Source organism: Natranaeroarchaeum sulfidigenes (assembly GCF_017094485.1).
Classification (GTDB): Archaea; Halobacteriota; Halobacteria; order Halobacteriales; family Natronoarchaeaceae; genus Natranaeroarchaeum; species Natranaeroarchaeum sulfidigenes.
Map to the genome: position 1 here is coordinate 2,935,299 of NZ_CP064786.1, position 24,006 is coordinate 2,959,304.

At 62.7% G+C, this 24,006-nt stretch carries 29 protein-coding genes; 16 read left to right on the forward strand and 13 right to left on the reverse strand.

Annotated elements, in window-relative coordinates; translation table 11 throughout:
• Window positions 1-3: 3 nt before the first annotated feature.
• Window positions 4-639 carry an SWIM zinc finger family protein gene (locus tag AArcS_RS15295; RefSeq protein WP_238478283.1) on the reverse strand — a complete coding sequence of 212 codons (636 nt, stop codon included), beginning with the start codon at window positions 637-639 and terminating at the stop codon, window positions 4-6.
• Window positions 640-855: 216 nt separating this feature from the next.
• Here AArcS_RS15295 and AArcS_RS15300 point away from each other — a divergent pair, with 216 nt between their 5' ends.
• Window positions 856-1,104: a DUF7472 family protein gene (locus AArcS_RS15300; RefSeq protein WP_238478284.1), complete on the forward strand. Its 249-nt coding sequence runs from the start codon at window positions 856-858 to the stop codon at window positions 1,102-1,104.
• Between the two features lie 9 nt (window positions 1,105-1,113).
• Here the strand turns inward: AArcS_RS15300 and priL are convergent, their stop codons facing one another.
• Complete coding sequence (priL, locus tag AArcS_RS15305) at window positions 1,114-2,136, reverse strand: DNA primase regulatory subunit PriL (protein ID WP_238478285.1); 1,023 nt, start codon at window positions 2,134-2,136, stop codon at window positions 1,114-1,116.
• A gap of 84 nt (window positions 2,137-2,220) precedes the next feature.
• On the opposite strand from priL, the gene AArcS_RS15310 reads away from it, so the two are divergent.
• Window positions 2,221-2,808 (forward strand): DUF7474 family protein, encoded by a 588-nt coding sequence (locus AArcS_RS15310; RefSeq protein ID WP_238478286.1) that lies wholly within the window; start codon window positions 2,221-2,223, stop codon window positions 2,806-2,808.
• Window positions 2,809-2,833: 25 nt separating this feature from the next.
• On the opposite strand, the gene AArcS_RS15315 is transcribed toward AArcS_RS15310, so the two are convergent.
• Window positions 2,834-3,793, reverse strand: a complete 960-nt coding sequence (locus AArcS_RS15315; protein WP_238478287.1) for a C-terminal binding protein — start codon at window positions 3,791-3,793, stop codon at window positions 2,834-2,836.
• A 131-nt stretch (window positions 3,794-3,924) separates the two neighbouring features.
• Window positions 3,925-4,668, reverse strand: coding sequence for a DNA polymerase sliding clamp (locus AArcS_RS15320; protein WP_238478288.1), 744 nt, complete (start codon window positions 4,666-4,668; stop codon window positions 3,925-3,927).
• Between the two features lie 129 nt (window positions 4,669-4,797).
• Here AArcS_RS15320 and AArcS_RS15325 point away from each other — a divergent pair, with 129 nt between their 5' ends.
• The gene (locus AArcS_RS15325) at window positions 4,798-5,565 is read left to right on the forward strand and encodes an RlmE family RNA methyltransferase (RefSeq protein WP_238478289.1); all 768 of its coding nucleotides are present in this window, start codon (window positions 4,798-4,800) and stop codon (window positions 5,563-5,565) included.
• A gap of 18 nt (window positions 5,566-5,583) precedes the next feature.
• Here AArcS_RS15325 and AArcS_RS15330 read toward each other — a convergent pair whose 3' ends face one another.
• Both AArcS_RS15330 and AArcS_RS15335 read right to left on the reverse strand, forming a co-directional pair.
• Window positions 5,584-5,760, reverse strand: a complete 177-nt coding sequence (locus AArcS_RS15330; RefSeq protein WP_238478290.1) for a ribbon-helix-helix domain-containing protein — start codon at window positions 5,758-5,760, stop codon at window positions 5,584-5,586.
• 76 nt (window positions 5,761-5,836) lie between these two features.
• A complete protein-coding gene (locus AArcS_RS15335; protein ID WP_238478291.1) occupies window positions 5,837-8,146 on the reverse strand; it encodes a twin-arginine translocase subunit TatC in 2,310 nt (769 codons plus the stop codon).
• Between the two features lie 96 nt (window positions 8,147-8,242).
• Between AArcS_RS15335 and tatC the strand changes: the two genes are divergently transcribed.
• A complete protein-coding gene (gene tatC, locus AArcS_RS15340) occupies window positions 8,243-9,490 on the forward strand; it encodes a twin-arginine translocase subunit TatC (protein WP_238478292.1) in 1,248 nt (415 codons plus the stop codon).
• A 1-nt stretch (window position 9,491) separates the two neighbouring features.
• Here tatC and AArcS_RS15345 read toward each other — a convergent pair whose 3' ends face one another.
• Complete coding sequence (locus AArcS_RS15345) at window positions 9,492-9,890, reverse strand: hypothetical protein (protein ID WP_238478293.1); 399 nt, start codon at window positions 9,888-9,890, stop codon at window positions 9,492-9,494.
• Window positions 9,891-10,097: 207 nt separating this feature from the next.
• Between AArcS_RS15345 and AArcS_RS15350 the strand changes: the two genes are divergently transcribed.
• Together AArcS_RS15350 and AArcS_RS15355 are read left to right on the forward strand one after the other, a co-directional pair.
• Window positions 10,098-10,718, forward strand: a complete 621-nt coding sequence (locus AArcS_RS15350; RefSeq protein WP_238478294.1) for a histidine phosphatase family protein — start codon at window positions 10,098-10,100, stop codon at window positions 10,716-10,718.
• Between the two features lie 63 nt (window positions 10,719-10,781).
• Window positions 10,782-10,922 carry a hypothetical protein gene (locus AArcS_RS15355; RefSeq protein WP_238478295.1) on the forward strand — a complete coding sequence of 47 codons (141 nt, stop codon included), beginning with the start codon at window positions 10,782-10,784 and terminating at the stop codon, window positions 10,920-10,922.
• 101 nt (window positions 10,923-11,023) lie between these two features.
• Here AArcS_RS15355 and AArcS_RS15360 read toward each other — a convergent pair whose 3' ends face one another.
• A complete protein-coding gene (locus AArcS_RS15360; protein ID WP_238478296.1) occupies window positions 11,024-11,392 on the reverse strand; it encodes a DUF2237 family protein in 369 nt (122 codons plus the stop codon).
• 202 nt (window positions 11,393-11,594) lie between these two features.
• Between AArcS_RS15360 and AArcS_RS15365 the strand changes: the two genes are divergently transcribed.
• The 4 genes from AArcS_RS15365 (at window position 11,595) to rpiA (ending at window position 15,976) form a co-directional block, all read left to right on the forward strand.
• A complete protein-coding gene (locus AArcS_RS15365) occupies window positions 11,595-13,574 on the forward strand; it encodes a MutS-related protein (protein WP_238478297.1) in 1,980 nt (659 codons plus the stop codon).
• Window positions 13,575-13,697: 123 nt separating this feature from the next.
• Window positions 13,698-14,828: an ORC1-type DNA replication protein gene (locus AArcS_RS15370; protein WP_238478298.1), complete on the forward strand. Its 1,131-nt coding sequence runs from the start codon at window positions 13,698-13,700 to the stop codon at window positions 14,826-14,828.
• Window positions 14,821-15,111 carry a DUF8152 family protein gene (locus tag AArcS_RS15375; protein ID WP_238478299.1) on the forward strand — a complete coding sequence of 97 codons (291 nt, stop codon included), beginning with the start codon at window positions 14,821-14,823 and terminating at the stop codon, window positions 15,109-15,111. Before AArcS_RS15370 ends, AArcS_RS15375 begins: the two co-directional genes overlap by 8 nt.
• Before the next feature lie 178 nt (window positions 15,112-15,289).
• Complete coding sequence (gene rpiA / locus AArcS_RS15380) at window positions 15,290-15,976, forward strand: ribose-5-phosphate isomerase RpiA (RefSeq protein WP_238478300.1); 687 nt, start codon at window positions 15,290-15,292, stop codon at window positions 15,974-15,976.
• 52 nt (window positions 15,977-16,028) lie between these two features.
• Here the strand turns inward: rpiA and AArcS_RS15385 are convergent, their stop codons facing one another.
• Window positions 16,029-16,196 carry a DUF1931 family protein gene (locus AArcS_RS15385; RefSeq protein ID WP_238478301.1) on the reverse strand — a complete coding sequence of 56 codons (168 nt, stop codon included), beginning with the start codon at window positions 16,194-16,196 and terminating at the stop codon, window positions 16,029-16,031.
• A 367-nt stretch (window positions 16,197-16,563) separates the two neighbouring features.
• Here AArcS_RS15385 and AArcS_RS15390 point away from each other — a divergent pair, with 367 nt between their 5' ends.
• Both AArcS_RS15390 and AArcS_RS15395 read left to right on the forward strand, forming a co-directional pair.
• A complete protein-coding gene (locus tag AArcS_RS15390) occupies window positions 16,564-16,713 on the forward strand; it encodes a DUF7563 family protein (RefSeq protein WP_238478302.1) in 150 nt (49 codons plus the stop codon).
• Between the two features lie 73 nt (window positions 16,714-16,786).
• Window positions 16,787-17,032: a GIY-YIG nuclease family protein gene (locus AArcS_RS15395; protein ID WP_238478303.1), complete on the forward strand. Its 246-nt coding sequence runs from the start codon at window positions 16,787-16,789 to the stop codon at window positions 17,030-17,032.
• Here AArcS_RS15395 and AArcS_RS15400 read toward each other — a convergent pair.
• Both AArcS_RS15400 and AArcS_RS15405 read right to left on the reverse strand, forming a co-directional pair.
• Window positions 17,029-17,610 carry an NADPH-dependent FMN reductase gene (locus AArcS_RS15400; RefSeq protein ID WP_238478304.1) on the reverse strand — a complete coding sequence of 194 codons (582 nt, stop codon included), beginning with the start codon at window positions 17,608-17,610 and terminating at the stop codon, window positions 17,029-17,031. The genes AArcS_RS15395 and AArcS_RS15400 overlap by 4 nt on opposite strands.
• A 77-nt stretch (window positions 17,611-17,687) precedes the next feature.
• Window positions 17,688-18,068 carry a GNAT family N-acetyltransferase gene (locus AArcS_RS15405; protein WP_238478305.1) on the reverse strand — a complete coding sequence of 127 codons (381 nt, stop codon included), beginning with the start codon at window positions 18,066-18,068 and terminating at the stop codon, window positions 17,688-17,690.
• 97 nt (window positions 18,069-18,165) lie between these two features.
• Between AArcS_RS15405 and AArcS_RS15410 the strand changes: the two genes are divergently transcribed.
• The 3 genes from AArcS_RS15410 (at window position 18,166) to thsA (ending at window position 21,155) form a co-directional block, all read left to right on the forward strand.
• Window positions 18,166-18,714, forward strand: coding sequence for a 16S rRNA 3'-interacting factor aDim2p (locus tag AArcS_RS15410; RefSeq protein ID WP_238478306.1), 549 nt, complete (start codon window positions 18,166-18,168; stop codon window positions 18,712-18,714).
• A gap of 87 nt (window positions 18,715-18,801) precedes the next feature.
• Window positions 18,802-19,317: a hypothetical protein gene (locus AArcS_RS15415; RefSeq protein WP_238478307.1), complete on the forward strand. Its 516-nt coding sequence runs from the start codon at window positions 18,802-18,804 to the stop codon at window positions 19,315-19,317.
• Between the two features lie 167 nt (window positions 19,318-19,484).
• Window positions 19,485-21,155: a thermosome subunit alpha gene (gene thsA / locus AArcS_RS15420; RefSeq protein WP_238480023.1), complete on the forward strand. Its 1,671-nt coding sequence runs from the start codon at window positions 19,485-19,487 to the stop codon at window positions 21,153-21,155.
• Window positions 21,156-21,344: 189 nt separating this feature from the next.
• Here thsA and AArcS_RS15425 read toward each other — a convergent pair whose 3' ends face one another.
• Entirely contained in the window at window positions 21,345-22,703 is a 1,359-nt protein-coding gene (locus tag AArcS_RS15425) for a glycerate kinase type-2 family protein (RefSeq protein WP_238478308.1), read from the reverse strand.
• Window positions 22,704-22,783: 80 nt separating this feature from the next.
• Here AArcS_RS15425 and AArcS_RS15430 point away from each other — a divergent pair, with 80 nt between their 5' ends.
• Window positions 22,784-23,764 (forward strand): ornithine cyclodeaminase family protein, encoded by a 981-nt coding sequence (locus AArcS_RS15430; protein ID WP_238478309.1) that lies wholly within the window; start codon window positions 22,784-22,786, stop codon window positions 23,762-23,764.
• On the opposite strand, the gene AArcS_RS15435 is transcribed toward AArcS_RS15430, so the two are convergent.
• Window positions 23,765-23,986, reverse strand: a complete 222-nt coding sequence (locus AArcS_RS15435; protein ID WP_238478310.1) for a DUF7535 family protein — start codon at window positions 23,984-23,986, stop codon at window positions 23,765-23,767.
• Window positions 23,987-24,006 lie beyond the last annotated feature (20 nt).

Below are 24,006 nucleotides of genomic sequence, written 5' to 3' on the forward strand. Positions count from 1 at the left end.
AGATCAGGACGGCGTCACTGTCAGTCGGGGACGCGGGAAGGAGTAGACGGTCAACGAGTCGGGGGCGGGACCGTGTTGGGTCAACTCAAACGAGTCCGGATAGACAACCGAGACCACGGGATCGTCGGCATCGTACTCGCGGTTCGAGTAGTGGTCGGCGACGGTACCCCGGGCCGCGGAGATGGACACCTCGTCAGCGCGGCGGTCCGATAGCCCGACGACGAGGAGTCGCTGGCCTGTCTCGCGGTCGTAGACCATGTCTCCTACGGATAGCTCGTGGGAAGGACAAAGGTACGGCTCGAAAGCTGTGTGCTCGGTGAACATCGTCTCGCCACAGCGTTCACAGTCGACGGCAATCTGATCCGGCGCGGGCACCCGGCCGGCCGTGATCTCGATGGCCACGCGTCGGACGTGTTTGCATCGCTCGTCGCGGAATCGGTGGTCGGGACAGGTACAGCGACCGGCCGGCAGGTCTACGAGATAGGCGTCATCGGACTCCCCGACGACCTCGTAGCTCCCGCGGCCGAGCGCTGTGACCGCCATCCGCTCGGTCAGGGCACGTCGCGAGCGGTCGTCGAGGTCACCCAGCGAACGGTCAGGTGGAGCGGCTGACGCGGGTGTGTGTGCGGAATGCGTCATACTAGCAGGTAGGTGCTGGATCGGCCTAAGGCTTCTCCAGATCCTGTATTAACCCTGAGAATTCCCGGACCGAACTTCAACAAAACCAACCGATTGGCTGATCAGGTTTGCACTTCGAGACAGATCCACTGGTCGCTGGTCAAGGTGCCGATCGTCTGTAGCATCCAAGACACTCTCATCGAAGCGCTTTTGATCGGCCCGTGGGTTCGATCAGGTATGGACCTCGAGCGGGAACGAGTGATCGAAATTGTCGCAGCCGTCGGCGCTGTCGTAGTCATGATCGCCACGATGATGTGGGTCGGATCAACCTACGCGACCGACGGAGCGCTGACAGATGATGGCGGGATGCTGCTCGTCGGGAGCGTGATCTTCTTTATTCTGCTGATGGCCGCGGTGGGCGTCGTGCTGGCGTACACTGTAAGTGCGGAAGACAACGACGAGGACGAAGACCACGGTTTTGACTGATTTCGTCGGCTACTCGGCGGACGCGTCCAGCCGTTCGTCGTAATAGGTAAGCGGATGATCGATCTCCGAACAGAGCTCGTCCTTGTCGACACAGAGTCCGAACGTATCCATCGTTGCACAGCTCGGTGGAGGGTACTCGCCTGTCCCGTTTTCTCCCAGATGCGCAGCCTGATACTGGATTGTCTCGTCGTTGAACTCGTCGCCAGCCGAGAGCTCGGCGACCTCGCCGGGAGACATGCCCACGCTCGTGAGGAAGGCAGTCAGCGTGAACCGGCCGGTGTGGTTGAGCTCGTCGCCCGCCTCGACACGGTCGAGGAGTGCCTTGACGCATGGCGGGAACAGATCGGGCCGGACAGCGTCAAAGTCGGTACTGAGCTGCCGGTCGGCAAGCGACTCGTCGAGACTGTCGACCGCATCGTCGAGACCCGCTGCGATCGGGTCGGGAACCGAGAGCGGAAGCCCCTCCGTGATTCGGTCCCGGATAGCCTGCTGGAGCAGGTCGTGGAGCTCCGCCTCCTCAACGGGCACTGATCCGTTCGAGAGCGCCCGATTGACCAGTCGCCACTCCTCACCGTCGAGGTCCGCAGAGAGCCGAAGATACGACCCGACGGCGATGCGGTAGCCTTCGGGCGCTGGGCGAACGTCGCCGGTGAGGTCGAACTCGGCGAGCAAGTGGTCGACGGTAAGCCGCTCGTCGCTGGTGCTTTTGAGTTGGGTATCGGAAGAGAGATCCGCCTCGAACCGCTCGCGGGCGGCGGCCGCCTCGGCGTGAGCGTACTTGCGGATCAGAACGTGCTCGTCGACAAGCGAGACGAGGACACGAGCGATCGGATAGGAGAGCAACTCGACACGGGTGCGTCGATGGGGCTGGCCGATCGTACCCTCTCGCAGCGCGGCGTCGACGCGCTCTACGGCCCGGTCGACGGCGGCCGCACCGTCGCGGTTCACGAGTTCGACGAGGTCGACCTCCGCCGCTTCGACGGCTTTGCGGGCGTCGTCGAGGAACGGGTACCGGGCATAGAGGCGCTTCATCGCTCCGGAATTGCGTTCGCGGCAGGATAAAACGACCGATCCGACAACCGGGGCGTTTTTGGGATCGACCACGTATGAACGGGTGTGACGTCGTATTTCGCGTACCCGTGTCCCGGCTGCCGGACGACGAACAACCTCCACGAGCCGGACTGTCGGTTCTCGGGAACCGAATGGCACGAGATCGAGTATGCGTACACGGCTATTCTGTCGGTGCTATCGGCCGAGCCATGTGCCGAGTCGACGCTCCGGGAGGCCGTCGACGGCCGCTGGAGCGGGCTGCACGCCGCGGCACTCGAACAGCTCCAGCGAGAGCATCGCGTGCGCGAGGCCGACGGCGTGCTGGAGCTACTGACGCCCGAGGAGCGCAAGGAACGCGTCAGCACGCCGACCCACGACCCGGTCAAGACGATCTACGAGGAGGGGTCGGTGCCGGGCTGTCACGACAACAGCGTTTTCGCGCTGATCGCCTGGTTCGAGATGGTGGGGCTAGACTGGCCAGAAACCCGGGAAAACGTCATCGAGTGGCTCCACGAGAGCGGCACCTGGGCCCGGGGCGGGTTCGAGGAGTCCTCACCCGAGGAGCTCGTCGACTCGAAGCGACACGTCCACGAGGAGGGCTACGGCTGGAAGGAAAAAGCGGTGGCCGCAAAACGCGTGATCGACGGGCACTGAGCCCCAAAACCGCTCGAAAGTCTGTCTACCAGCCTTTCGGCTCGACCGTGTTCTCGGGTTCCTCACCCTGCAACGCACGCAGCACGTCTTGCGAGACGGTCTCGTTGAGATCGAGGTGGGAGTCGGCAGAGTACCACGCTGCGTGGGGCGTGAGCACGACGTCATCACGCTCCAGTAGCTTCGAGCCGATCGGTGGCTCTTCTTCCATCACGTCAAGGCCCGCACCGAAGATCTCGCGCTCGACAAGCGCGTCGTACAGAGCGTCCTCGTCGATGATCCCACCGCGGCCGACGTTGACGACGATTGCGTGGTCGGCCAGTTTCTCGAAGGCATCGGCATCGAACATGTGATGGGTCTCGTCGGTCAACGGTGCGTGGATCGTCACGGCGTCCGAGCGTTCGAGCAGTTCGTCGAACTCGACGATCTCGGCGTCGTACTCGTCGGCGACCTCCTCGTCGACGTATGGATCGTAGACGACCAGATCCAGATCGAAGCCCTCGGTGAGCTCGGCGATCCGCCGGGCGATGGTCCCAAAGGAGACGATCCCGAGCGTCGAGCCGTAAAACCGGGGGAACGTCCGGTTTGGCATCCAGTTCCACTCTTCTTGTTTGACGTCTCGGTCGTACTCGACGAGCGTCCGTCGGCACGCGAGTAGCAGCGAGAAGGCGTGGGTCGAGACCTCGTTCGTCGAGTAGCCCGGGACGTTGACGACCGGAATACCCGCCTCCTGGCAGGCTTCGACGTCGACGTTATCAAAGCCCGTCCCGGCGCGAGCGACGATCTCGAGGTTATCGAGCTGGGAAACGAGTTCGGCCGTAACGCCGGTGTTCACGTCGAGAATCACCGCGTTGGGATCTGCCTCGACGATCGCGTCGGTGTCACCGGTTTCGATCGGTACGAGTTCGTGATCGATGGCGGAGAGCTGTTCGCTGACTACGTCCTCTTTAATAAACGGCGTGTTGCTGACGGCGATAGTTTTGGTCATAGATTGTTAACGGAAGATGGTGTTTTAACGTCGTGAGAACGGCGTCTGTGCCGTTTGACGCATTCTGGTATGAGGGGTGAAGACTAATAAAAGGTACCTTCCTACTCAACAGCTGAGAACTGTCGGACGTATCAGTCGGACTGGATCCGTGGCGCGAGCATGAAGGTCACGTTACCACTACCCTCGGCGATTTCGAAGTGAAGCTTCACTGGGAACTCCTCACCGAGTTCCATGGTTACTTCGCCGTCGTTGGCGATTGCCTTGTTCATGTCCTTGAGATAGTCGAGGCTAAAGAGCGACTCGGCATCGCCGGACTGGAGATCGATCAGATCGCCATCGTCGAGTTCGAGGTGGACATCGTCGGTGTCGCCCGCCGCCTGCACGTAGAACTGATCGTCGGTGGCATCGACGCCCAGCGCGATGTGATCGGAGACCATATCGGCGGCTTTCACTGCGCGGTCGATATCTTTCCCCTCGATGACGACCTCCGCCGGGAGATCGAGATCCGGAATGTCGGGTTCCTGTCGGATCGAGTCCGGGTCGATCAGTGCGAGGGTGTACTCCAGCCCGTCGATCTGGATGTGAAGCTTCCGCGTCTCCTCGTCGAGTTCGAGTTCGATGAGCTGGCCCGAGTCGGCCATCCCGGCGATGTCTTCGAGCCGGGTGAGGTTCACACCGATGAGCCCGCCATCGGCCTCGTAGGACTCGAATGCAGTCGCGTCCAGCGAGAGATCGACCATCCCGACGTTGGCTGGATCGACCGCTCGAATCGAGATGCCGTCCTCGTTGAGATGAATCTTGCACTCGTCGACCAGCACGCTCACGGAGTCCAGAGCCGTTTTGAGCGTCTCCGCGCTAACGATCGCCTTGAACATATACCATCAGTTTGTGCCCCCGCACCATAAAAACCCACGCGTTCGCGCTCGCGCGTGAGGCCCACTTGATGTCGCAGAGCCACCAAGCGAAGCGCGTAAACGCTCGGACGGTCAAATACGCCCAATCAGATGCCACGGAAAGACAAATACTACAATCGAGCGAAACAGCAGGGCTATCGGTCACGATCGGCGTTCAAGCTCAAACAGCTAGACCGCGAGGAGAACCTCCTCGGACAGGGCGACGTGGTCGTCGACCTCGGGGCAGCCCCGGGCGGATGGATGGAAGTCGCGGCCGAAGAAGTGGGTGCTGATGGCACCGTCATCGGCGTCGACCGCCAGCGAATCGACGACATCGAGACCGACGCGACAGTCGAGACGATTCGCGGTGACATGACCGACGAGGACAGCCGCGAACAGGTCCGGGAGGTCGCAGGCGATGTCGACGTCGTCATCTCGGATATGGCTCCGAACATGACCGGCGAGTACAACCTCGACGCGGCACGGTCGGCACACCTCGCACGGATGGCGTTCGAGACTGCCCTGGAAGTGCTCGACAGCGGCGGCGACTTCGCCGTGAAGATCTTCCAGGGGCAGGACGTCGACCCGCTCCGAGAGGACATGGAAGCGGAGTTCAAATACGTTCGGACGATGACGCCGGACGCCTCCCGGGATGAGTCCTCCGAGATCTATCTCGTCGCCAAAGACCGCCTGACAGCGCCGGTCCGCGTGGGTGACGAGGTGACGGTCACCATCGAGGACATCGGGAGCAAGGGAGACGGCATCGCCAGCGTCGAGGGGTTTCGACTGTTCGTCCCCGACACGGAAATCGGCGAGACCGTCGACGTACGGATCGAGGACATCAAGCCGCAGTTTGGCTTCGCCGAACGCACCGACTAGTTCGTCGGAGCGGATCGATCAGTTCTCAGATTCGAGGCGACCGTGGCGAGCGTCGATCTCGTCCAGGATATCCAGGTTCTTTCTGATCGACGCGCGGATCGCGTCGCTGCGGTTGACGTACTTTCCCTCATCACCGACGTGGTCATCGAGATCTTCGAGCAGTTCCTGTGGAATCTCGACGCTGATCTTTGGCATACGTAAGGATACGACCCGGGGATACTAAGAATGCCGACCGCCGGAGCCAAAGGAACCGGGCCACTGCTCGGCGGCGCTACGACGGTGTGCCACCTCGCCGGAGTTTCCGACGGGGCAGCGTGAGCATCCACAGGATCGCCAGCCCGATCAGATAGGCGAGCGCGATCGGGATGGCGAGCAACAGCATTGTGAAGAGGCCGCCGGGCGAGAACGCCGCCGAGAGCGCGAAGATCGTGATCGTGACGATCCGCCAGCGAGAGTACATCGCCTCGAAGGAGATGATGTTGTTCCGGGCAAAGAGCCACATCGTCATCGGGATGTTCGCGAGCAGGCCGATCCCGGCGGTCAGGAAAAAGACCATCCAGAAGAAGTTCCTGAGCCGGAAGGCGACGATCATCCCGGCGTCGACCGCGTCGGCGACCAGCCAGGAGATGATCGCGGGGGCGATGAAGAAGAAGCCGAGCAGGCTCCCGCCGATCAGGCTAGCGAAGAGATACGCCCCCCAGGTGTAGAAGACGCTGCGAGATCCGGCGTTGTCGCTGACGAGTCCTCGTTCCTCGAGGGCAGGCCACGCGTAATAGAGGATCATCGGGAGCACCGCCATGAAAGCGATGATACCGCTGACCTGCACCTCGAAGATCAGCACCTCTACGGGATGGAGCGCGATGACCTCGTCGGTCGCTGCGAACGTCTCGTTGATCTCGACGCCGGGGAGATAGGTCGGACGTGCGACGCCCTCACCCGTCGCCTCCTGAACCTCGGTCCGAAGCTCCGGTGGGACCCGGGCGAGGAACTGTTCGCGGATGAGGCCGATTCCACCGGAGTACAGCCACATGAACAGACCGACGAAGACGACGGTGAAGACGCCGAAGATGCGGAACATCTTCGAGGTCAGACTCTCGACGATAAAGCGGATATCGTAGAAGTAGCCGCCGATGTCGTCCTCGTCCTTCTCCTCCGAAAAGAACGGGTTGAGCATTCCGGTTGCAGTGTCGGTGACGATATCCGAGTCGTCTTCTTCGTCAGGCGTTCCATCGGTATCTGCCGTCGCCGCGTCGGCGTCCTCGGCCGCTTCGCGGGCCTCCTCAGCCTCATCGAACCGGTCGAGGATCGCCTGTGCCTTCTCGGGGTTGTCGGCCTCCATCGCCGTCTGTGCGTGGCCCAGCGCCTCGTTTTCACTTAACTCGGCGAACGCTTCTGGGGGTGCCGACCGGATACCCGCGGCGTCGAGCTCACCCAGGTCGATCTCGGCCGGGTCGCCCGCGCTCGCCGGAGCCGGGCCGCCGACCCCACGCTCGGAGTACTTCGGCTGGACAGGGGCTTTGAGGATTTCGAGAGTGTAATAGGCAATCCCGAGCAGCCCCGTGAGAATCCCTGCCTGCAGGGCGGTGATCGTCTGAGCGAGTGTCCCGCCGACAGCGATATCGCTGCCGGGATGGAGTAAGTCGGGAAGCCGCGGAAGCAACTGGGCGTTGAGGAGTTCGATACCGCCCAGCGCGAGGAACGCTAGTGTCGACACGAAGACGCTGATCGTGGCGACGCCAACCACCCCTGCTTTTCGGCGGAACTTCCCGGACTCGACCGGATCGGGGGCCTGCCCGGCCCGTTTGATGTTCGTGATTACCTTCGCCAGACCGAGACTTGCGGCGTACAGCGTCACCAGCGGGACACCCCACATGATCTGGGTGAACGGGTCCGGCGGCGAGAAGATCATCCCGAAGACGAAGATCCCGAGCACGGCGTACTTCCACTTGTCGCGGAACGTCTCGTAGGAGACGATTTCAGTATAGGAAAGCACAGCCATCGCGAGCGGAAGCTGTGCAGCGAGACCAAAAGAGAGTGTTAGCAGGATGATGAACTCGGTGTATCTGACGATCCCGTAGCTGGGTTTGATCCCCGCGTTCGTCGCGTTGGTCGCGAGGAAATCGAACATGAAGGGGAAAAAGAAGGCGTAGGCGTAGACGATCCCGCCGACGAACAGCCCGAGGATGGCGATCACGAACCCGGCGATGCGTCGCTGGTTGATCGGGATCGACTCCTCTGCGCGTTCGAGGATCGCGTCGCGACCGTAGTAGACGAGCACCGGAATCGTACAGAGTGCGCCGACGACCAGCCCGATCTTGATCTGCAGGAGAATGACGTCGAAGGGCGTCCTGACGACGATGTCGGTGTTAGCGGCGACCGCCTCGCTCATCCGGGAGGTCGTGTTTGCTTCGAGGAAGTCCCAGACGTAGATCCGCATCGCCCAGATCGTCGCCATCATCCCGATCACGAAGGCCATAAACGCCTTCTGGAGATGCTTCTGTGCGCCAGTGAGGATCCCACCGATCGTCTCGCGCCCTTCGGCGATCGTCTGGGCCGTGTCTTCGTCGACGGCCGAACTCATGGACTACCGGGTCTTAACCGCTGGCCGTTATCAATCTTCTTCCTCGGGGATGCAGTAAAAAGGCCTATAACGGACCGTGGCCCTACATTCGATCAGATGGGTGAGGATCCGACCGAGGAGGGCGGCGAGGACCTCCCCGACGACGAGCACCGGGACGCACCCGACGAGTCGTCGGACAGCGACGCGGATGCCGACGACTGGGGCGGCGACGGGCCCGATATCGACGAAGGATCGACAGACGGGCGTATGGATTCCGAGCCCGACGACGAAAACGCCGCAGCGACGAACTGGGGTAATCGATCGAAGCCCGCCCGGGATCGTGCCAGAGTGGCGAAATCCGAGACGGAATCGGCAATCGGCTCGGAAGGGCCAGCGGATGCTGACGACGACGAGGACGTGAACGGCGAAAGCGATGAAGAGCCGGACGACATCGAGGTCGACGAGAAAGACGCCGATAACAGTGTCTCCGAGGATCCAGAGAGCGACGAGGAGACGAGTCCGGCAACTGCCCACGATCCGGACGCCGACATGTCCGGGCAGGCCCGGACGGACGGTAGTCACGCGACATCGGAGATGACTGTGCCGGAGTCGGAGGAGTCGGGGAGCTACGAGCCCACAACGCCACCGGACGACCAGGAGATGCCGCTGACGGAGCATATCGAGGAGATGGTTCAGCGGCTTGCCGTCGTCCTCTTTGCCGCCGCGATAGTGACACTGGCGGTGTTCCCGTTTGCATCGGACGTCATCATTCACATGTGGTACGACATCTTGCCACAGACCGATATCGCAGCACCCCACGTCTACGGGCCGCTCGAACACAAGCTCACGGAGCTGAAACTCGCGAGTATCGCTGGACTCGCACTCGCACTTCCGATCGCCGTCTATCAGACGTACCTGTTCATGCGCCCCGGACTCTACCCCCACGAGCGCCGGTACTACCTCGCGGCAGTACCCACGAGTCTCGTGCTCGCCATCGTCGGGATGGCCTTCGCGTACTACCTGATCCTCCCCGGCCTCTTCGAGTACTTTCTGTACTACTCGGATGGAGCTGAAGAGATGCACGTCGCCTTCGGGCTGCGGGATACTTTCGGTCTCATCATCACCATGCTCGGGCTGATGGCCGTCGTGTTCCAGATCCCGCTCTGTGTCATGCTGGCGATCATGATGGGAATCACCTCCCGCGAGTGGCTTACCGAGCACCGGCTCTACTTCTGGGGGGCCTTCCTCGGCATCGCGTTCCTCTTCAGCCCCGATCCGACCGGGATGGCCCCACTGATCGTCGCGATCACGATGGTCGGCCTGTTCGAGGGGACGCTCCTGCTGGTCAAGTGGACCGGCCGGTAGGCTACCGCTGTCCCTCGTCGTTTAACAACGACGTGTCGGCGATGTCCGGCGGGCGCGTTCGTTCGAGCGCGTACTCGATAGCGTCCTCGATGGTGCTGGGCCCGTCGTAGACGCCGTCGAAGAGTTTCATGAACTGGCGGGCGATTTCCTCGGAGCGATTTCTGGTCGTCACGGCACGCACCGTCGCTGCCTCAGAAAGCCTGGTGTACGGAAACAGCGTCACAAAAACGGTGTACGCACCGTCGTCGCCGCTTTCGGCCTCGGGGAAGGCAATGTGAACCCGTGCGTCACCCGAGTCGTGAACGTAGCCCACGTACTTCGGATCGTTTCCGGATCGGCGTGCAAGTCGATCGTACCGCTCGTCCCGGTGCCACTCGGCAGGTAGCTCCGCGTCTTCCATTGGTAGAGTGAAACACAGCGAGGATAAGGAGTGTATAGAATCACCCAATATTCGCCCGCACGTCCAGCAGTTCCGTACGGACATCTGATTCGGTCGGCATATCGCGGAGGAACTGATCGATCGTTCAACAGAACCGGTCCAGAGCGTCGGGGCACCAGTTCGCCGCGACGCGAAGGTACTTTCCGGGGGCGTCCGAACGAAGCGGCGATGGGAACTGTCGTGCTGGTACGCCACGGCGAGACGGCGTGGAACGACGAGCATCGGGTACAGGGCTGGGCACCGGTCGGTCTGAACGACCGCGGCCGCGAACAGGGGACCACGCTCGGTCGACATCTGGCAGCCGAGTACGATATCGACCGACTCATCGCCTCGGATCTCCGGCGCACGGTCGAAACCCTCCGAGAGATCCGCCGTGCAGTCGATACCGATGACGTGACGACCGACCGGGCGTGGCGCGAGCGGGACTTCGGCGTCCTGCAGGGGCTCGGGTACGCCGAACTCTTTCAGGGCTATCCCGAGTTCTCGGTGCTCGAATCGGGGTATGAAGGAGCCAGCGCGACGCCCGAGAGCGGCGAGAGCTGGCTGGACTTCGATGGTCGCGTGCGCGATGCCTGGGGCGAACTCCGGAAGAGCGTGGGCGACGAGACCATTGTCGTCGTGACCCACGGCGGCCCGATCCACGTCATCCTCGGCAAGATACACGGGCTGGACATCGTCGAGACGATCAGAGACATCGACGTCGGGAACTGCGCGGTGACCGAGATCGAGGTCGACGGTGACGAGGTGACGCTGGGGCGGGAGTGTGACATCGGCTTTGTGGAGGACTGACCGGCAGTCTGCCACCACGATCGGGCCACAATTGTTTTGCCACTCCCTCACCCAGTCGACCCAATGAGCGAGTACTACGTGACGCTCGACGGCGATCAGGTCGCGGGCCCCTTCGAGACGCGAACGGAAGCGAAACGGTACGCGGACGAACAGAACACCAACGAGATCGCGTTGACCTACACCGTCGAGCGCGTCCGGACGTGAGTGATCAGTCCGTCCGAGTGCGCATCGATACGTTGGCCCGCCTGAAAACGTATGAGTGAGCGGCTGTCGTGCGTTCGGTACACATCATCGACACCGGCTCGCTATTCTTCGTACTCGTGTTCGAGCAGCGTCGAGAACAGTACCGTATCGAGCACGGACTCGTTTGTCGCTTCGAGGACGGCCGGCGGCGCGACGCCGGCCTCCTTCGCCTCGACCCATCGATCGATACAGAGACACCAGTGGTCGCCCGGTTCCAGTCCGGGGAACTCGAACTCGGGGCGGGGCGTGATCAGGTCGTTGCCCTGCGCCTTCGAGTAGGTGAGAAACTCCTCGGTCATCACCGCACACAGCTCGTGACGGCCGGGGTCGCCGTCGACATCCCGACAGCAACCGTCCCGCAGGTAGCCAGTCATCGGATCCTCACTACATGGTTCCAGATCGCCGCCGAGTGCGTTCTGTTCGGGGGGCACGACCGGTACGTCGGGGTCCGAACGACAAAAACCCCGTGTCGATGGACAGATCCCGTCGAGCGGGCTACACTTCGAGAGTTATAGTATAAAACTACAGATTTCAAAGTAAAGCACTACAACTTTCGAAGCGGGTCGAAACACCCTGCTACTCGAACCTCCAACGCCGGGACCTTTTTCTCGGTCGCATCGAATGTGGCGAGTGATGGAGTTCGAGGCGATCCCGGGCGTCGGCAAGAAGACAGCGACGGCGCTGGCCGAGCTAGACGACCCCGAGCGGGCGCTGGAGACCGGCGATGTCGCGGCGCTCTCGCAGGCACCGGGAATCACTCAGGGACGCGCGGCCCGGATCGCTCGCGGCGCGATCCGGCAGGAACACGGCGCAAACGGGGAGTTTCTCGCGACGAACCGGGCCGGGGAGATCTATCGCGAGCTGCTTTCGCTGCTCCAGGAGCGAACGGTGACGACCTACGCCGAGCGACGGCTGGAGACGTTCTTCCCCACGAGTGCGGAGAGTCGGGTCAAGGAGGTCCGGACCTTCGTCGAGGCAGCAATAGAACGAGAGGCCGACGCCGAGGCACTCGACGCGCTCGAAGCCGTCAAGCCGCTCGACGAGCCAAGCGACGTGCGGGTCCGGGACCGATGTCTGGCGACGACCGACGCCGAGCGGTATCAGGAAGCCACGGAGGCGATCCCCGAGTTGAGCGTCGAGGTCGTCGAGGACGCCCGCGGGCTGGCCGAACTCGCCCGGGGCTACTCAACGGTTATCGCCATCGACGAGGCATTCGCCGGCGTCGACGTCGAGGGGGACGTGCGGGTGAACCCGTCGGCACTCGACGAGCCGGTCGACATCGTCCCCGAGCGTCCGCTGGCCTTCTTCGCAGCGAACCGCGACCGGTTACGGGCGGCGATCCGCGTCCACCGACTGACCGATCTGGAGCCGCCCTGCGATCTGGACGCGCTGGAGACGGCACTCGACCGCCTCGACACCGACGGAACTGTCGCGGGCGACGACGAACTCGACCGACTCTCGACCGCCGTCGATGATCTGGACGCCGCTGTCTCGACCGCCGAGAGCGTGGCGAACGATCACCTCCGCCAGTCGATCCGCGAGCAGGACGTCACGGTTGAGGGGGCCGACCTGCTCTCGCTGGTCGAACAGGGCGCGGGCGTCGATTCGTTGCTCTCCCGCGAACTGGCCGACGAGTACGCGGAGGCGGTCGACGACGCCCGCGAGGAGCTGATCGGCTCGCTCGACCTCGACAGCGGTGAGGCAGACATCGCCCGCCGGACGTTCGGCGACGATCCGCATTTCCCGGTCGAGCGCAACGAGGAAGCGATCTCACGACTGCGCGAGGAGCTGAAGACCACACGGGATCGACGTGCCACCCGGCTCAAACGCGACCTCGCGAGCGAGCTAGCCGACGAGCGCGCGGATGCCGAGGCACTGGTCCGGGCGGCGCTCGAACTGGACGTCGAACTCGCCGTTGCCCGTTTCGCTGACGACTTCGACTGTACGATGCCCGACTTCGGTGGCGACGAGGGGCGTGTCGCCATCGACGGAGGACGCTCGCCCCTGCTGGATGTCCCGATCGAGGACGTCGATCCCGTCGACTACGAGATCGGCGGCGTCGCCCTCCTGTCGGGCGTGAACTCGGGGGGCAAGACGTCGACACTCGATCTGGTCGCCGCAGTGACGATCCTCGCGCACATGGGCCTGCCCGTGCCCGCCGACGCGGCCCGCGTCGACCGCTTCGAGGACCTGCACTACCACGCGAAGACTCAGGGAACCCTCGACGCCGGGGCGTTCGAGAGCACGGTCCGGGAGTTCGCAGGGCTGGCTACTGGCGGTGCGGGAAGTCTCGTTCTCGTCGACGAACTCGAAAGCATCACCGAACCGGGCGCGAGCGCGAAGATCATCGCTGGCATCCTCGAAGCGCTCGACGAGAACGGCGCGACAGCCGTCTTCGTCTCCCACCTCGCGGGCGAAATCCGCGAGACGGCCACCTTCGACGTGGCGGTCGACGGTATCGAGGCCGAGGGGCTGGTCGACGGCGAGTTGCAGGTGAACCGCTCGCCGGTCAAGGACCACCTGGCGCGCTCGACACCGGAGTTGATCGTCGAGAAACTCGCCGGGGAGCACGATACCGAGTTCTACACGGCACTGCTAGAGAAGTTCGAGTGACACGAGGAGCTCCCGTGGAGTGTAATAGACGCGCCGGACCGATCCGCGCCAGGACAGCCGTTCTCCGCCGTCTGACGCCTGACTGCCGAAGGGTTAAGTGGATTCGCAAGCGTGGTGAAAGTGATGAGTGACGATCCCGAAGACGATATGCTCGGCTGGGACGAGACTGTCTTTCGGGACGAGCACGTCTTCGAGATCGACTACGTTCCGGAGACGTTCAAACACCGAGGGGGCCAGATGGAGAGCCTCAAGTACGCGCTTCGACCCGCAGTACGTGGCTCGCGCCCGCTCAACGCGATGGTGCGTGGTCCACCGGGGACTGGGAAGACGACCGCAGTCCAGAAACTGTTCAGTGAACTCCGCGCCCAGACTGATATCAAGACGGTCCGGGTGAACTGTCAGGTCAACGGGACGCGATACTCGGTGTTCTCCCGGCTGTTCGAGGGCGTGTTCGACTACGAGCCACCGACCAGCGGGATCTCGTTCAAGAAACTGTTCACCCAGATCACTGATAGGCTCGTGGAGGACGAGGAGGTACTCGTCGTCGCGCTCGACGACGTGAACTACCTGTTCTACGAGAACGAGGCGTCGGATACCCTCTACTCGCTGCTCCGTGCCCACGAGGAACATACCGGAGCGAAGATCGGTGTGATCGTCATCTCCTCGGATCCCGATCTGGAGGTTATCGACGAACTCGATAGCCGGGTCCAGAGCGTCTTCCGACCCGAGGAAGTGTATTTCAACCGGTACGGGGAGGGCGAGATCCTCGACATCCTCCGCGAGCGCGCGAAACGGGGCTTTCACGAGGGCGTCGTTACTACGAACGTGCTCGAACGTGTCGCCGAACTCACTGCCAACAGCGGCGATCTCCGGGTGGGAATCGACCTGCTCCGGCGGGCTGGCCTGAACGCAGAGATGCGCGCCAGTCGGACCATCAGCGTCCAGGACGCCGAAGACGCCTACGAGAAGTCCAAATACATCCACCTCTCGCGAAACCTCAACAATCTCACCGACAACGAACAGACGCTCGTAGAGGTCATTGCCGGGCACGACGGCGAGCAGGCAGGCGAGGTCTACAGCGTCTTCAACGACCGCACCGATCTGGGCTACACCCGATACTCGGAGATCGTCAACAAACTGGAAAAGCTCGGTATCGTCGAGACCGAGTACGCCGAGATCGAGGGACGTGGACGTTCGCGTGCACTCTCGCTCGCGTACGAGTCCGACGAAGTACTGGACCGGCTCAATGACTGACGAAGACGTTTACGGGCTTGTCGAGGAACTGGCCCGGGAACTCGAAGCGACCGCCGAGCGACCGGTCGAACGCGAGGCCAGCCGCTGGATCGGCGAAGCCGACGCTGTCGCCGGAGATATCGCTGGAACCGACGTCTCCCCCGACGTGCTCGAAGAACGGATCAGTCACGTCGACAGGCTGCTCTCGGAAGTCGACGGGACGGGCGACCCGTCGGCGGACGGACACGTCGAGGAGGCAAAGCAGCTGGTTGGGGACATCCGCGGAGCGCTCGACGCCCGCTGATCACTGGCGGGAGTTTATATCCGAGAAAGCGGCGACGTCCGACCATGCGCTGAATGTGGCTCCGGCGGGGATGGCCGTCGCGCGACACACCCCGCCGGACGTAGTCGGTGTCGCCAGTTCGCCAGACGAACCGGCAGGACCTCAAACGTTTTTGCCGTCTGCCTGTGCAGTGACGGGTATGAAAAACACAGGCGGATCGAGAGGGGCGAAACGTCGGGCCGGAGAGCACGCCGCGACTGCAGTCGAGGACGGGATGGTCGTCGGGCTCGGGACCGGAAGCACCGCAGCCCACGCGATCAGAGCGATCGGAGACCAGATCAGAGATGGTCTGGATGTGGAGGGGGTGCCGACCTCGTTCCAGGCCCGACAGCTAGCGATCGAGGAGGGGATCCCGGTCGTCGACCTCGACGAGGTTCCGGGCGTCGACCTCGCGATCGACGGTGCAGACCAGATTTCTGACGGACAGTTGATCAAAGGCGGTGGAGGTGCTCACGCTCGCGAGAAGGTCGTAGACGCCGCAGCCGATCGATTCCTCGTGGTTGCCGATCCGAGCAAGCGCGCCGAAACGCTCGACGGCGCCGTTCCGGTTGAAACGCTGCCAGCAGCCCGACCCGTCGTGGAACACGAGATACGGGCGCTGGGCGGGGAGCCGTCGCTCCGGCGCGCGGAACGGAAGGACGGACCAGTCATCACGGACAACGGTAACGTCGTCCTCGACTGTGAGTTCGGACCGATCGAGACACCGGACACGCTCGCAGAGCAACTATCGATGCTGCCGGGCGTCGTCGAGCACGGACTGTTCGTGAACCTCGCTGACGAGATTCATATCGGAACCGCAGAGGGCGTGACGGTCGAGCGGCTGTAGCCGACGCTGTCGATCGCGAGTGACACAAAAAATCGGAACCGTTTGAACCGAATTACAGGTCGCGAGGCTGGACCGTCTTCCGGTCGTTGGCCTCGGCGCGTGCGGCGGCGTCTTCGAGGAGCTCGTCGACTTCCTCGTCGAGTGCTTCGTAGAAGTCCGATGCAACGTTCTTGTCGTCGAGCGCTTCCTTCACGGCGGCTTTGACAATTAGATCTGCCATACGGACTCAGATTGAAAATCACACTTTATAAGCGTTCCCAAATCGACCGCTGAGCGGGCCTCTCACGGTTGTCCAGCACTGGTCACAGCCATACATACTCCTACTATTCCATGATATAAACACAAACAGGAGAGATCCACTACTAGATCCTCGACTCTGAGTAGTCCGCGCGATTGCACGGACGCACCCATACCCCTCCGATTACCGGGGGCATCAGTTGTTCTGAGCTGGCCCAACACGACATCGGACTTTACAACTCTGAAAACAAACTTTCCGTTGTGGGAGATATCGATGGCGATTTAGAAAAGTATATAGTGCGACAGAACATAAGATTCGGTGCCGGCATTACCTGTGCCGGTTGTGCCCAATGCCCACGTGTGACCACTGTAACGCGCACGTCTCAGAGCGTTTCGAGCGCGTCTTCGCTGACGAATACGGACGGATCTTTGCGTGTCCGAGCTGTTCGGCCAACGCCGGTATCGCGGAGGCAGCACGCCTTCGTGCCCAGCAAGCGTAAATCCGTTCCGGGAAGTCCAGCGCGGTGATCACCACGCGGAGCCTTTACCTGTGCCCTATCCAACTCACCACCAATGGGTACACACTACGTATACATGCTGGAGTGTGCCGACGGGACGCTCTACACCGGCTACACCACCGACGTCGAGCGTCGCCTTGACGAGCACGATAGCGGTGTGGGCGCGAAGTACACTCGCGGCAGGACACCGGTCGATCTGATTCATTCAGAATCTTACGACACCAAGTCCGCTGCAATGGCCCGCGAGTACGAGATCAAACAGCTGACAAGAGCGGAGAAAGAGCAGTTGACCGAGCGCTAGCCGTCGGCGTTGATACGAGGATCTGCAGGCCGTCCCAGCCGCTCGGCGTGCTCGACGATTAACCGCCCGAGTTCGTCGACCCGCTGGTGGAGCTCTGGATCGACGAACGTACGTCCGTCGATACCTTCAGCGTCCATCTCGAACTGGTCATAGACGTTCGGGATACCAACCTGTTTTGGGAGTACCCAGGCGTGGACACCACGCATCGTGACCCGCAGATGGTCCAGTGTGCTGGCGTACGCGTCACCGCCCGCGACGGCGAGCAACCCGACGACCGTGTCCTCGAAGTCGTCGTAGCTGCAGTAATCATGAAAATTGCGGAAGGCGGCGGAGTAGCTCCCGTGGTAGTTGGGCGAGCCGATCAGGACGCCGTCGGCCTCGCGGATCCGGCGCTTGACCAGTTCACTATCTCCCGGTGAATCGAGGTCCGGGTTGTAGAGCGGGAGATCGTACTCGCGGAGGTCGAGGAGTTCCGTCTCTGCACCGGCCCGTTCGGCGCTGTCGAGGGCATAGCGGAGTGCGGTCCGGGTGTAGCTCTCCGAACGGAGACTGCCGGGGACAGCGACGATCTGTGTCATTACCTGGATCTGAAGAAGTCAGGGGTAAAAGGCAAGCCGTTTCGAGCCGCCGCTGTGAGTTCCGCACCGCCAGTCGATCAGGTCCGGCCGAGAACACCCCGACACCGGTCGGGATCGTCGGCCGGTTCGATCTTGAAGCCGAGCGATTCGTAGAACGGCCTGACGCGCTCGTTGAACTCTGCGGTGAGCGTACCCCTCTGGCTCGCCGCCTCGACCAGCGCCGTGCCGATCCCGCTGGCGCGACGACGACGCCGAACGGCGATTCCAACGATGCGAGTCAGGTCAGCTCGTGAGTCGAGGACGACGACGCCCACGATCCGGTCGTCCGCGGTTGCGACGAGTACGTCGCCAGCCCTGATCCTGTCTTCGACCCCGTCGACAGCGAGTACGGCGGCATCGAGGAGAGATCGGACTGCAAGGGCGTCATCGTACCGAGCGGGTCGGAGATCGAGCTCCACGTTGTTACGTTCGTCCGAGACGGATTTGGACGTTTCGACCACGCACGGTACGGCGTCCCGGAGAAAGCTTTTACAGATCGACCTACTACCGCTACCCATGCAACACGTGAAGATTCCGCAGGACCGGATCGGTGCGCTGATCGGCGAAGGGGGTGAGACGCTCCGCGAGATCGAGCGGCGGGCGGAGGTGCGACTCGACGTCGACTCCGAAAACGGCTCGGTGGGCATCGAAAAGACCGGTGACCCAGTGACCGCACTCAAGGGACCGGAGATCGTCCGCGCGATCGGTCGCGGATTCGCACCCGAGGATGCGATGTCCCTGCTCGACGACGAGATGATGATGCTCGATATCATCGATATCGGCGCAGCTACGCGCAACAAAAACGACCTCAAGCGTCAGAAAGGTCGCCTGATCGGCGAGAACGGCCGAACACGCGAGCTGATGGAAGAGCTCACCGGTGCGACAGTCGTCATCTACGGGTCGACGCTCGCGACGATCGGTACCCCACAAGAGGTCGAAACGGTTCGGGACGCCGCGGAGATGATTATCGACGGTGCACCACACGGCTCGGTGTACTCCTTCCTGGAGCGCAAGCACAACGAGCTCAAGCGTCAGGGGATGGAATACCACCAGTACAGCGGCTGACGGTCGTCCCGAGCGTACGGAACGATTTCGGGCCACAAGAAATCGCTTTCAATGGGGTTAATCTTCTCCAGCAAGTAGCTTCGGTGAATGGTGGACAATATCGAGGCGGGCCGTCGACGGTTCCTTCAGGGTGCGGGTATCGGTGGCACAGCACTGCTTGCAGGCTGCACTGAACAGTTAGGGCTGGATGACGATGACGAAGCGGTCAGCGAGGGTGGTGTCGGTATCGTCGCCAGCATCGATGAACAGGAACTTCAGGAGATTCAAGCCAGTATTCAAGAGGAGGTTCAACAAGAGGTCGAGCAGGAAGTCGAAGACGGTGAACTCGACGAAGAAGACGCACAGCAGGAGATTCAGGTCCGGTTCCAGGAGCGTGAAGACGAGATAATCGAGTTTATCGAAGGGGAGATCGACGCAATGCGAACCGAGATCGAGGGTGAGTTCTCGATCGAAATCGGCGAGGAGTTCCCCTTCACCGGAGCGGTTCGTGCCGACGGCGACGCCGAGGAGCTGATCGCAGCACTGGAACTGGATACCGTCCAGCAACTCGTCTCGGCGGCCGATCTGGAGGCTCCCGAGGAACCAGCGCCCGAAGGGGAGTGAATTTCGGGCGAGACGTGGGCGTGAGGGAGAGAAGACCCAATATATAAACACACTTCATTGATAAGGTCTAACACGGACCGGGGCGCCACTGTCTGCGGATCCCTGCCTCTGTTGCAAAGCATTTATATAGAATGGCAATCAACTCTTTGTTGATTATGGCACAGCAGATGGGCAACCAGCCGATGATTGTACTTTCCGAGGACAGCCAGCGCACCTCCGGAAAGGACGCACAGTCGATGAACATCACAGCCGGCAAGGCCGTCGCCGAATCCGTCCGGACGACGCTCGGCCCGAAAGGAATGGACAAGATGCTCGTCGACTCCACGGGGAACGTCGTCGTGACGAACGACGGCGTAACCATCCTCAAGGAGATGGACATCGAGCATCCGGCGGCGAACATGATCGTCGAGGTCGCCGAGACCCAGGAGGACGAGGTCGGTGACGGCACCACCTCCGCGGTCGTCGTCTCCGGCGAACTGCTCAAGGAGGCCGAGGATCTCCTCGATCAGGACATCCACGCGACCACGCTCGCACAGGGATACCGTCAGGCCGCAGAGAAGGCAAAAGAGATCGTCAAGGACATCGCGATCGACGTCAGCGCCGACGACACTGAGACGCTCGAATCTATCGCCGCGACGGCGATGACCGGTAAGGGCGCGGAGAACGCAAAAGACCACCTCGCCAAGCTCGTTGTGCAAGCTGTTAGCGCCGTCGCAGACGGCGACGAGGTCGACACGGACAACATCAAGGTCGAGAAAGTCGTCGGCAGCGCCGTCGACGAGTCCGAACTCATCGAGGGCGTCCTCATCGACAAGGACCGTGTCCACGAGAACATGCCGTACTTCGTCGAGGACGCCAACGTCGCCGTCATCGACGACGCGCTGGAGGTCAAAGAGACCGAGATCGACGCTGAGGTCAACGTCACCGATCCCGACCAGCTTCAGGAGTTCCTCGATCAGGAGGAAGCCCAGCTCCGCGAGATGGTCGACGATCTCGTCGAGGCTGGCACGGACGTCGCGTTCGTCGAGGACGGCATCGACGACATGGCCCAGCACTACCTCGCCCAGGAGGGTATTCTGGCCGTACGCCGCGTCAAATCCTCCGACGCCGAGAAGCTCGCCCGCTCGACGGGAGCCCGCGTCATCTCGAACGTCTCCGACATCGAGGCCGACGATCTCGGCTTCGCTGGCAGCGTCTCCCAGCAGGAGGTCGCCGGCAGCCAGCAGATCCTCGTCGAGGACGTCGAGGACGCAAAGTCCGTCACGCTGCTGCTGCGCGGGGGCACCGAACACGTCGTCGACGAGGTCGAGCGCGCCATCGAGGACAGCCTCGGCGTCGTGAGCGTCACGCTGGAGGACGGCAAGGTCCTGCCCGGCGGCGGCGCTCCCGAGACCGAGCTCGCCCTCGAACTGCGCCAGTTCGCCGACTCCGTCGGCGGCCGCGAGCAGCTCGCCGTCGAAGCGTTCGCCGATGCGCTGGAAGTCGGCCCGCGCACCCTCGCCGAGAACGCCGGTCTCGACCCCATCGACTCGCTCGTCAATCTCCGTAGCGAGCACGACAGCGGTAACAGCACGGCCGGGCTGGACGCCTACACCGGTGACGTCATCGACATGGAAGCCGAAGGCGTCGTCGAACCGCTGCGCGTCAAGACCCAGGCCATCGAGTCCGCCACCGAGGCGGCCGTGATGATCCTCCGTATCGACGACGTGATCGCCGCAGGCGACCTCAAGGGCGGCGGCACGGACGATGACGACGACGAGCCAGCAGGCGGCCCCGGCGGCGCACCCGGCGGCATGGGTGGCATGGGCGGCATGGGTGGCATGGGCGGCGCAATGTGAAATCAGGCGGTATCTGATTTCACATTGGCCGCTGAGCTTCGCTCGACGAAGGCGGTGTAAAATAGGGCCCAGCCCTTACCTCCGCCGACTCGTCTTTCAGAACACGACCACGCTTTCTTTCGGACACGCCACTCGCTAGCGGAGCGACCACTGATAGATGCCGGAAGGCCGAACTATTGCAACGATCAGCTACGAGCGCTCCTCGACCACGAGCACTCGAAGATCATTGACGTTCGTCCCGCTCGCACCCGTGCGAATCAGCGCGCCAGCTTCGTCGAGCAGCGGGGAGGCGTCGTTCCTGTCGAGTGCTGCCAAGCCCTTCCCTGGATCGACTGTCTCCGCGTCGACGATCGCCCCCGCGGCGTCGGTTGTCCCATCGATTCCGTCGGTATCGACACTTGCGACGACGATGCCCGACTCATCGAGTTCGCAGGCGGCACTCAGCGCGAACTCCTGGTTGGGGCCGCCCGCGCCGTGATCGTCGCCCAGCGTGACGGTCGTCTCGCCGCCCGAAAGGAACACAGCAGGCGGCGAGATTGGATTTCCGGTCGCCCGACACTCCTCGGCGATTGCGACGTGCGTCTTGGCGGCTTCGCTTGCTTCCCCACGGACACGTGCGGAGAGAATCACCCCGTTGTAGCCTCGCTCCTCGGCAACGTCGCGGGCCGCGTCCAGCGCATCGGTTCCGCTTGCGAGAACGTGCGTGTCGACGCGCTCAAACGCCGGATCGTCGCTCCGGGGCGTCTCCGCGAACTCGCCGTCCCTGCCGCGTTGCAAATGGCTCCGGACCGCCGCCGGGACGTCGACATCGTATCGATCGAGCACGGCGAGCGCATCGCCGTAGCTCGTCGGGTCGGGCGCGAGCGGCCCACTGGCGATAACCGAGAGGTCGTCGCCGATCACGTCACTGATGACGAGACCGACGACGGTAGCGGGAGCAACACGGCGGGCGAGCCGACCGCCCTTGATCGCCGAACAGTGCTTCCTGACGGCGTTGATCTCGTCGATCGTCGCGCCGCTCGCCAGTAACACATCGGTCGTCTCCTGCAGGTCCGAGAGCATCAGGTCGCCAGCAGGCGCGGGAAGCAGGGCGCTGCCGCCACCAGTGAACCCGGCGAGCACGAGATCGTTCTCTTCGGCGTGCGCGGCAGTATCGAGGAGACGTCGCGTACTCTCGACGCCGCGCTCGCTGGGGACCGGATGGTCGCCGGGGAGTACGTCGACGTGCTCGGTCGGAGTGGGATCGTCGGTGACGACCACGCCACCGGAGATCCGCTCGCCAAGGACGTCTTCGAGCGCGCTCGCGAGGTGGGCGGCCGCGTTGCCGCCGCCGAGTACGTAGACGTCGTCGTACGCGTCCAGATCGTACCGCTGGCCGGGCGAACGCCCAGTCGGCAGAACGACCAGCTGTCCCCCCTCAAGGGAGACGGTCCGATCGACCGCCGTCCGAGGGGTCGCCGCCTCGATACCTGCGGTAAGACACGAGAGCGCGAGTTCGTGTGCAGGCGTCCGGGCGAGTCTGTCCTCGTCGGCGAACGTGAACGACATATCCGAGTCGACGAGCGCGACCGATATAGATCCCCGCGACTGCAACAGCAACTAAGTCCCGTCATCCGAAACCTCTCGTCATGGAGACGTTACTGCTGAACCGCGAGGACGTGGAGACCAGTGCCGAACTGGCTGCAGTCATCACCGCCGTCGAAGAGGCGTTTGCGGCCTACGCTCGTGGCGACGTCCAGATGCCCGCCAAATCCTACATCGACCTCCCACAGTACAACGGTGACTTCCGCTCGATGCCCGCCTACATGGACGCTGGAGAGTGGGACGCCGCCGCGATCAAGTGGGTCAACGTCCATCCCGACAACCCCGACGACCACGGCCTTCCAACAGTACTCGGGACCATCGTGTACTCGGACCCCGAGAGCGCGTATCCGCTCTCGATCATGGACGGCACCGTCATCACCGAAAAGCGCACCGGTGCAGCGGCCGCGGTCGCAACCGATTATCTCGCAATCGAGGACGCGACGAGTCTCGGCCTCGTGGGTGCAGGCGTCCAGTCGTACACCCAGCTAGAGGCCATCGCACAGGTTCGCCCGATCGAGGAGGTCGTCGTCAGCGACGTCGACGACGAACGCGTCGAGGCGCTCGTCGAGACCTTCGAGGGCCGATTCGACATCCGCGGCGGGTCGATCAGCGAGGCCGGTCACTGTGACGTGCTCTCGACGGTGACGCCGGTCGAAGAGCCAGTAGTCGGCCCAGACGACCTCGGCGAGCACACCCACGTCAACGCCATCGGGGCGGATGCGGCGGGCAAGCACGAGATCGACGATGAGGTGTTACTGGCCTCGAAACTCGTCATCGACGACTACGAGCAGTGTACCCACTCTGGCGAGATCAACGTGCCCTGGAGCGCTGGCGTGCTCGGGGACGATGACATCCACGCCGAACTTGGCAACATCGTAATCGGGGACCACGAGGGGCGCAACGCAGGGGACGGCGTGACGGTCTTTGACTCGACCGGGCTGGCGATCCAGGACGTTGCGGCGGCTCACGTCACCTACGAGAACGCACGTGAGAGCGGCGATGGCTACGGGTTCGAGCTGGTCTGATCACTCGCCCCGAATCCGGGAGAACAGATCGAGTAGTTTGGTGAACAACCAGACGATGATGATGAAAGGCAACAGTGGCACTAGTAGTACGAGCATGCCGAGCAACAACCCCCAGCCGATCACGTCCATGTCGGGGTCGCGTTTGCCCTTCACGCCGGGCGTGACGGTTCGGATCGCTTTTTCGGGGACTGACAGTTCGTCCTCTGGGTCGTCGGTACTCATAGGATAGTATCCGTTCGAGC

What these genes read in the sequence shown, in the direction of transcription:
- AArcS_RS15295 (WP_238478283.1), bottom strand. Translation starts at nt 639, where the DNA reads ATGACGCATTCCGCACACACACCCGCGTCAGCCGCTCCACCTGACCGT.
- AArcS_RS15300 (WP_238478284.1), top strand. Translation starts at nt 856, where the DNA reads ATGGACCTCGAGCGGGAACGAGTGATCGAAATTGTCGCAGCCGTCGGC.
- priL (WP_238478285.1), bottom strand. Translation starts at nt 2,136, where the DNA reads ATGAAGCGCCTCTATGCCCGGTACCCGTTCCTCGACGACGCCCGCAAA.
- AArcS_RS15315 (WP_238478287.1), bottom strand. Translation starts at nt 3,793, where the DNA reads ATGACCAAAACTATCGCCGTCAGCAACACGCCGTTTATTAAAGAGGAC.
- AArcS_RS15320 (WP_238478288.1), bottom strand. Translation starts at nt 4,668, where the DNA reads ATGTTCAAGGCGATCGTTAGCGCGGAGACGCTCAAAACGGCTCTGGAC.
- AArcS_RS15325 (WP_238478289.1), top strand. Translation starts at nt 4,798, where the DNA reads ATGCCACGGAAAGACAAATACTACAATCGAGCGAAACAGCAGGGCTAT.
- AArcS_RS15330 (WP_238478290.1), bottom strand. Translation starts at nt 5,760, where the DNA reads ATGCCAAAGATCAGCGTCGAGATTCCACAGGAACTGCTCGAAGATCTC.
- AArcS_RS15335 (WP_238478291.1), bottom strand. Translation starts at nt 8,146, where the DNA reads ATGAGTTCGGCCGTCGACGAAGACACGGCCCAGACGATCGCCGAAGGG.
- tatC (WP_238478292.1), top strand. Translation starts at nt 8,243, where the DNA reads ATGGGTGAGGATCCGACCGAGGAGGGCGGCGAGGACCTCCCCGACGAC.
- AArcS_RS15345 (WP_238478293.1), bottom strand. Translation starts at nt 9,890, where the DNA reads ATGGAAGACGCGGAGCTACCTGCCGAGTGGCACCGGGACGAGCGGTAC.
- AArcS_RS15350 (WP_238478294.1), top strand. Translation starts at nt 10,098, where the DNA reads ATGGGAACTGTCGTGCTGGTACGCCACGGCGAGACGGCGTGGAACGAC.
- AArcS_RS15355 (WP_238478295.1), top strand. Translation starts at nt 10,782, where the DNA reads ATGAGCGAGTACTACGTGACGCTCGACGGCGATCAGGTCGCGGGCCCC.
- AArcS_RS15365 (WP_238478297.1), top strand. Translation starts at nt 11,595, where the DNA reads ATGGAGTTCGAGGCGATCCCGGGCGTCGGCAAGAAGACAGCGACGGCG.
- AArcS_RS15370 (WP_238478298.1), top strand. Translation starts at nt 13,698, where the DNA reads ATGAGTGACGATCCCGAAGACGATATGCTCGGCTGGGACGAGACTGTC.
- AArcS_RS15375 (WP_238478299.1), top strand. Translation starts at nt 14,821, where the DNA reads ATGACTGACGAAGACGTTTACGGGCTTGTCGAGGAACTGGCCCGGGAA.
- rpiA (WP_238478300.1), top strand. Translation starts at nt 15,290, where the DNA reads ATGAAAAACACAGGCGGATCGAGAGGGGCGAAACGTCGGGCCGGAGAG.
- AArcS_RS15385 (WP_238478301.1), bottom strand. Translation starts at nt 16,196, where the DNA reads ATGGCAGATCTAATTGTCAAAGCCGCCGTGAAGGAAGCGCTCGACGAC.
- AArcS_RS15390 (WP_238478302.1), top strand. Translation starts at nt 16,564, where the DNA reads ATGCCCACGTGTGACCACTGTAACGCGCACGTCTCAGAGCGTTTCGAG.
- AArcS_RS15395 (WP_238478303.1), top strand. Translation starts at nt 16,787, where the DNA reads ATGGGTACACACTACGTATACATGCTGGAGTGTGCCGACGGGACGCTC.
- AArcS_RS15400 (WP_238478304.1), bottom strand. Translation starts at nt 17,610, where the DNA reads ATGACACAGATCGTCGCTGTCCCCGGCAGTCTCCGTTCGGAGAGCTAC.
- AArcS_RS15410 (WP_238478306.1), top strand. Translation starts at nt 18,166, where the DNA reads ATGCAACACGTGAAGATTCCGCAGGACCGGATCGGTGCGCTGATCGGC.
- AArcS_RS15415 (WP_238478307.1), top strand. Translation starts at nt 18,802, where the DNA reads ATGGTGGACAATATCGAGGCGGGCCGTCGACGGTTCCTTCAGGGTGCG.
- thsA (WP_238480023.1), top strand. Translation starts at nt 19,485, where the DNA reads ATGGGCAACCAGCCGATGATTGTACTTTCCGAGGACAGCCAGCGCACC.
- AArcS_RS15425 (WP_238478308.1), bottom strand. Translation starts at nt 22,703, where the DNA reads ATGTCGTTCACGTTCGCCGACGAGGACAGACTCGCCCGGACGCCTGCA.
- AArcS_RS15430 (WP_238478309.1), top strand. Translation starts at nt 22,784, where the DNA reads ATGGAGACGTTACTGCTGAACCGCGAGGACGTGGAGACCAGTGCCGAA.
- AArcS_RS15435 (WP_238478310.1), bottom strand. Translation starts at nt 23,986, where the DNA reads ATGAGTACCGACGACCCAGAGGACGAACTGTCAGTCCCCGAAAAAGCG.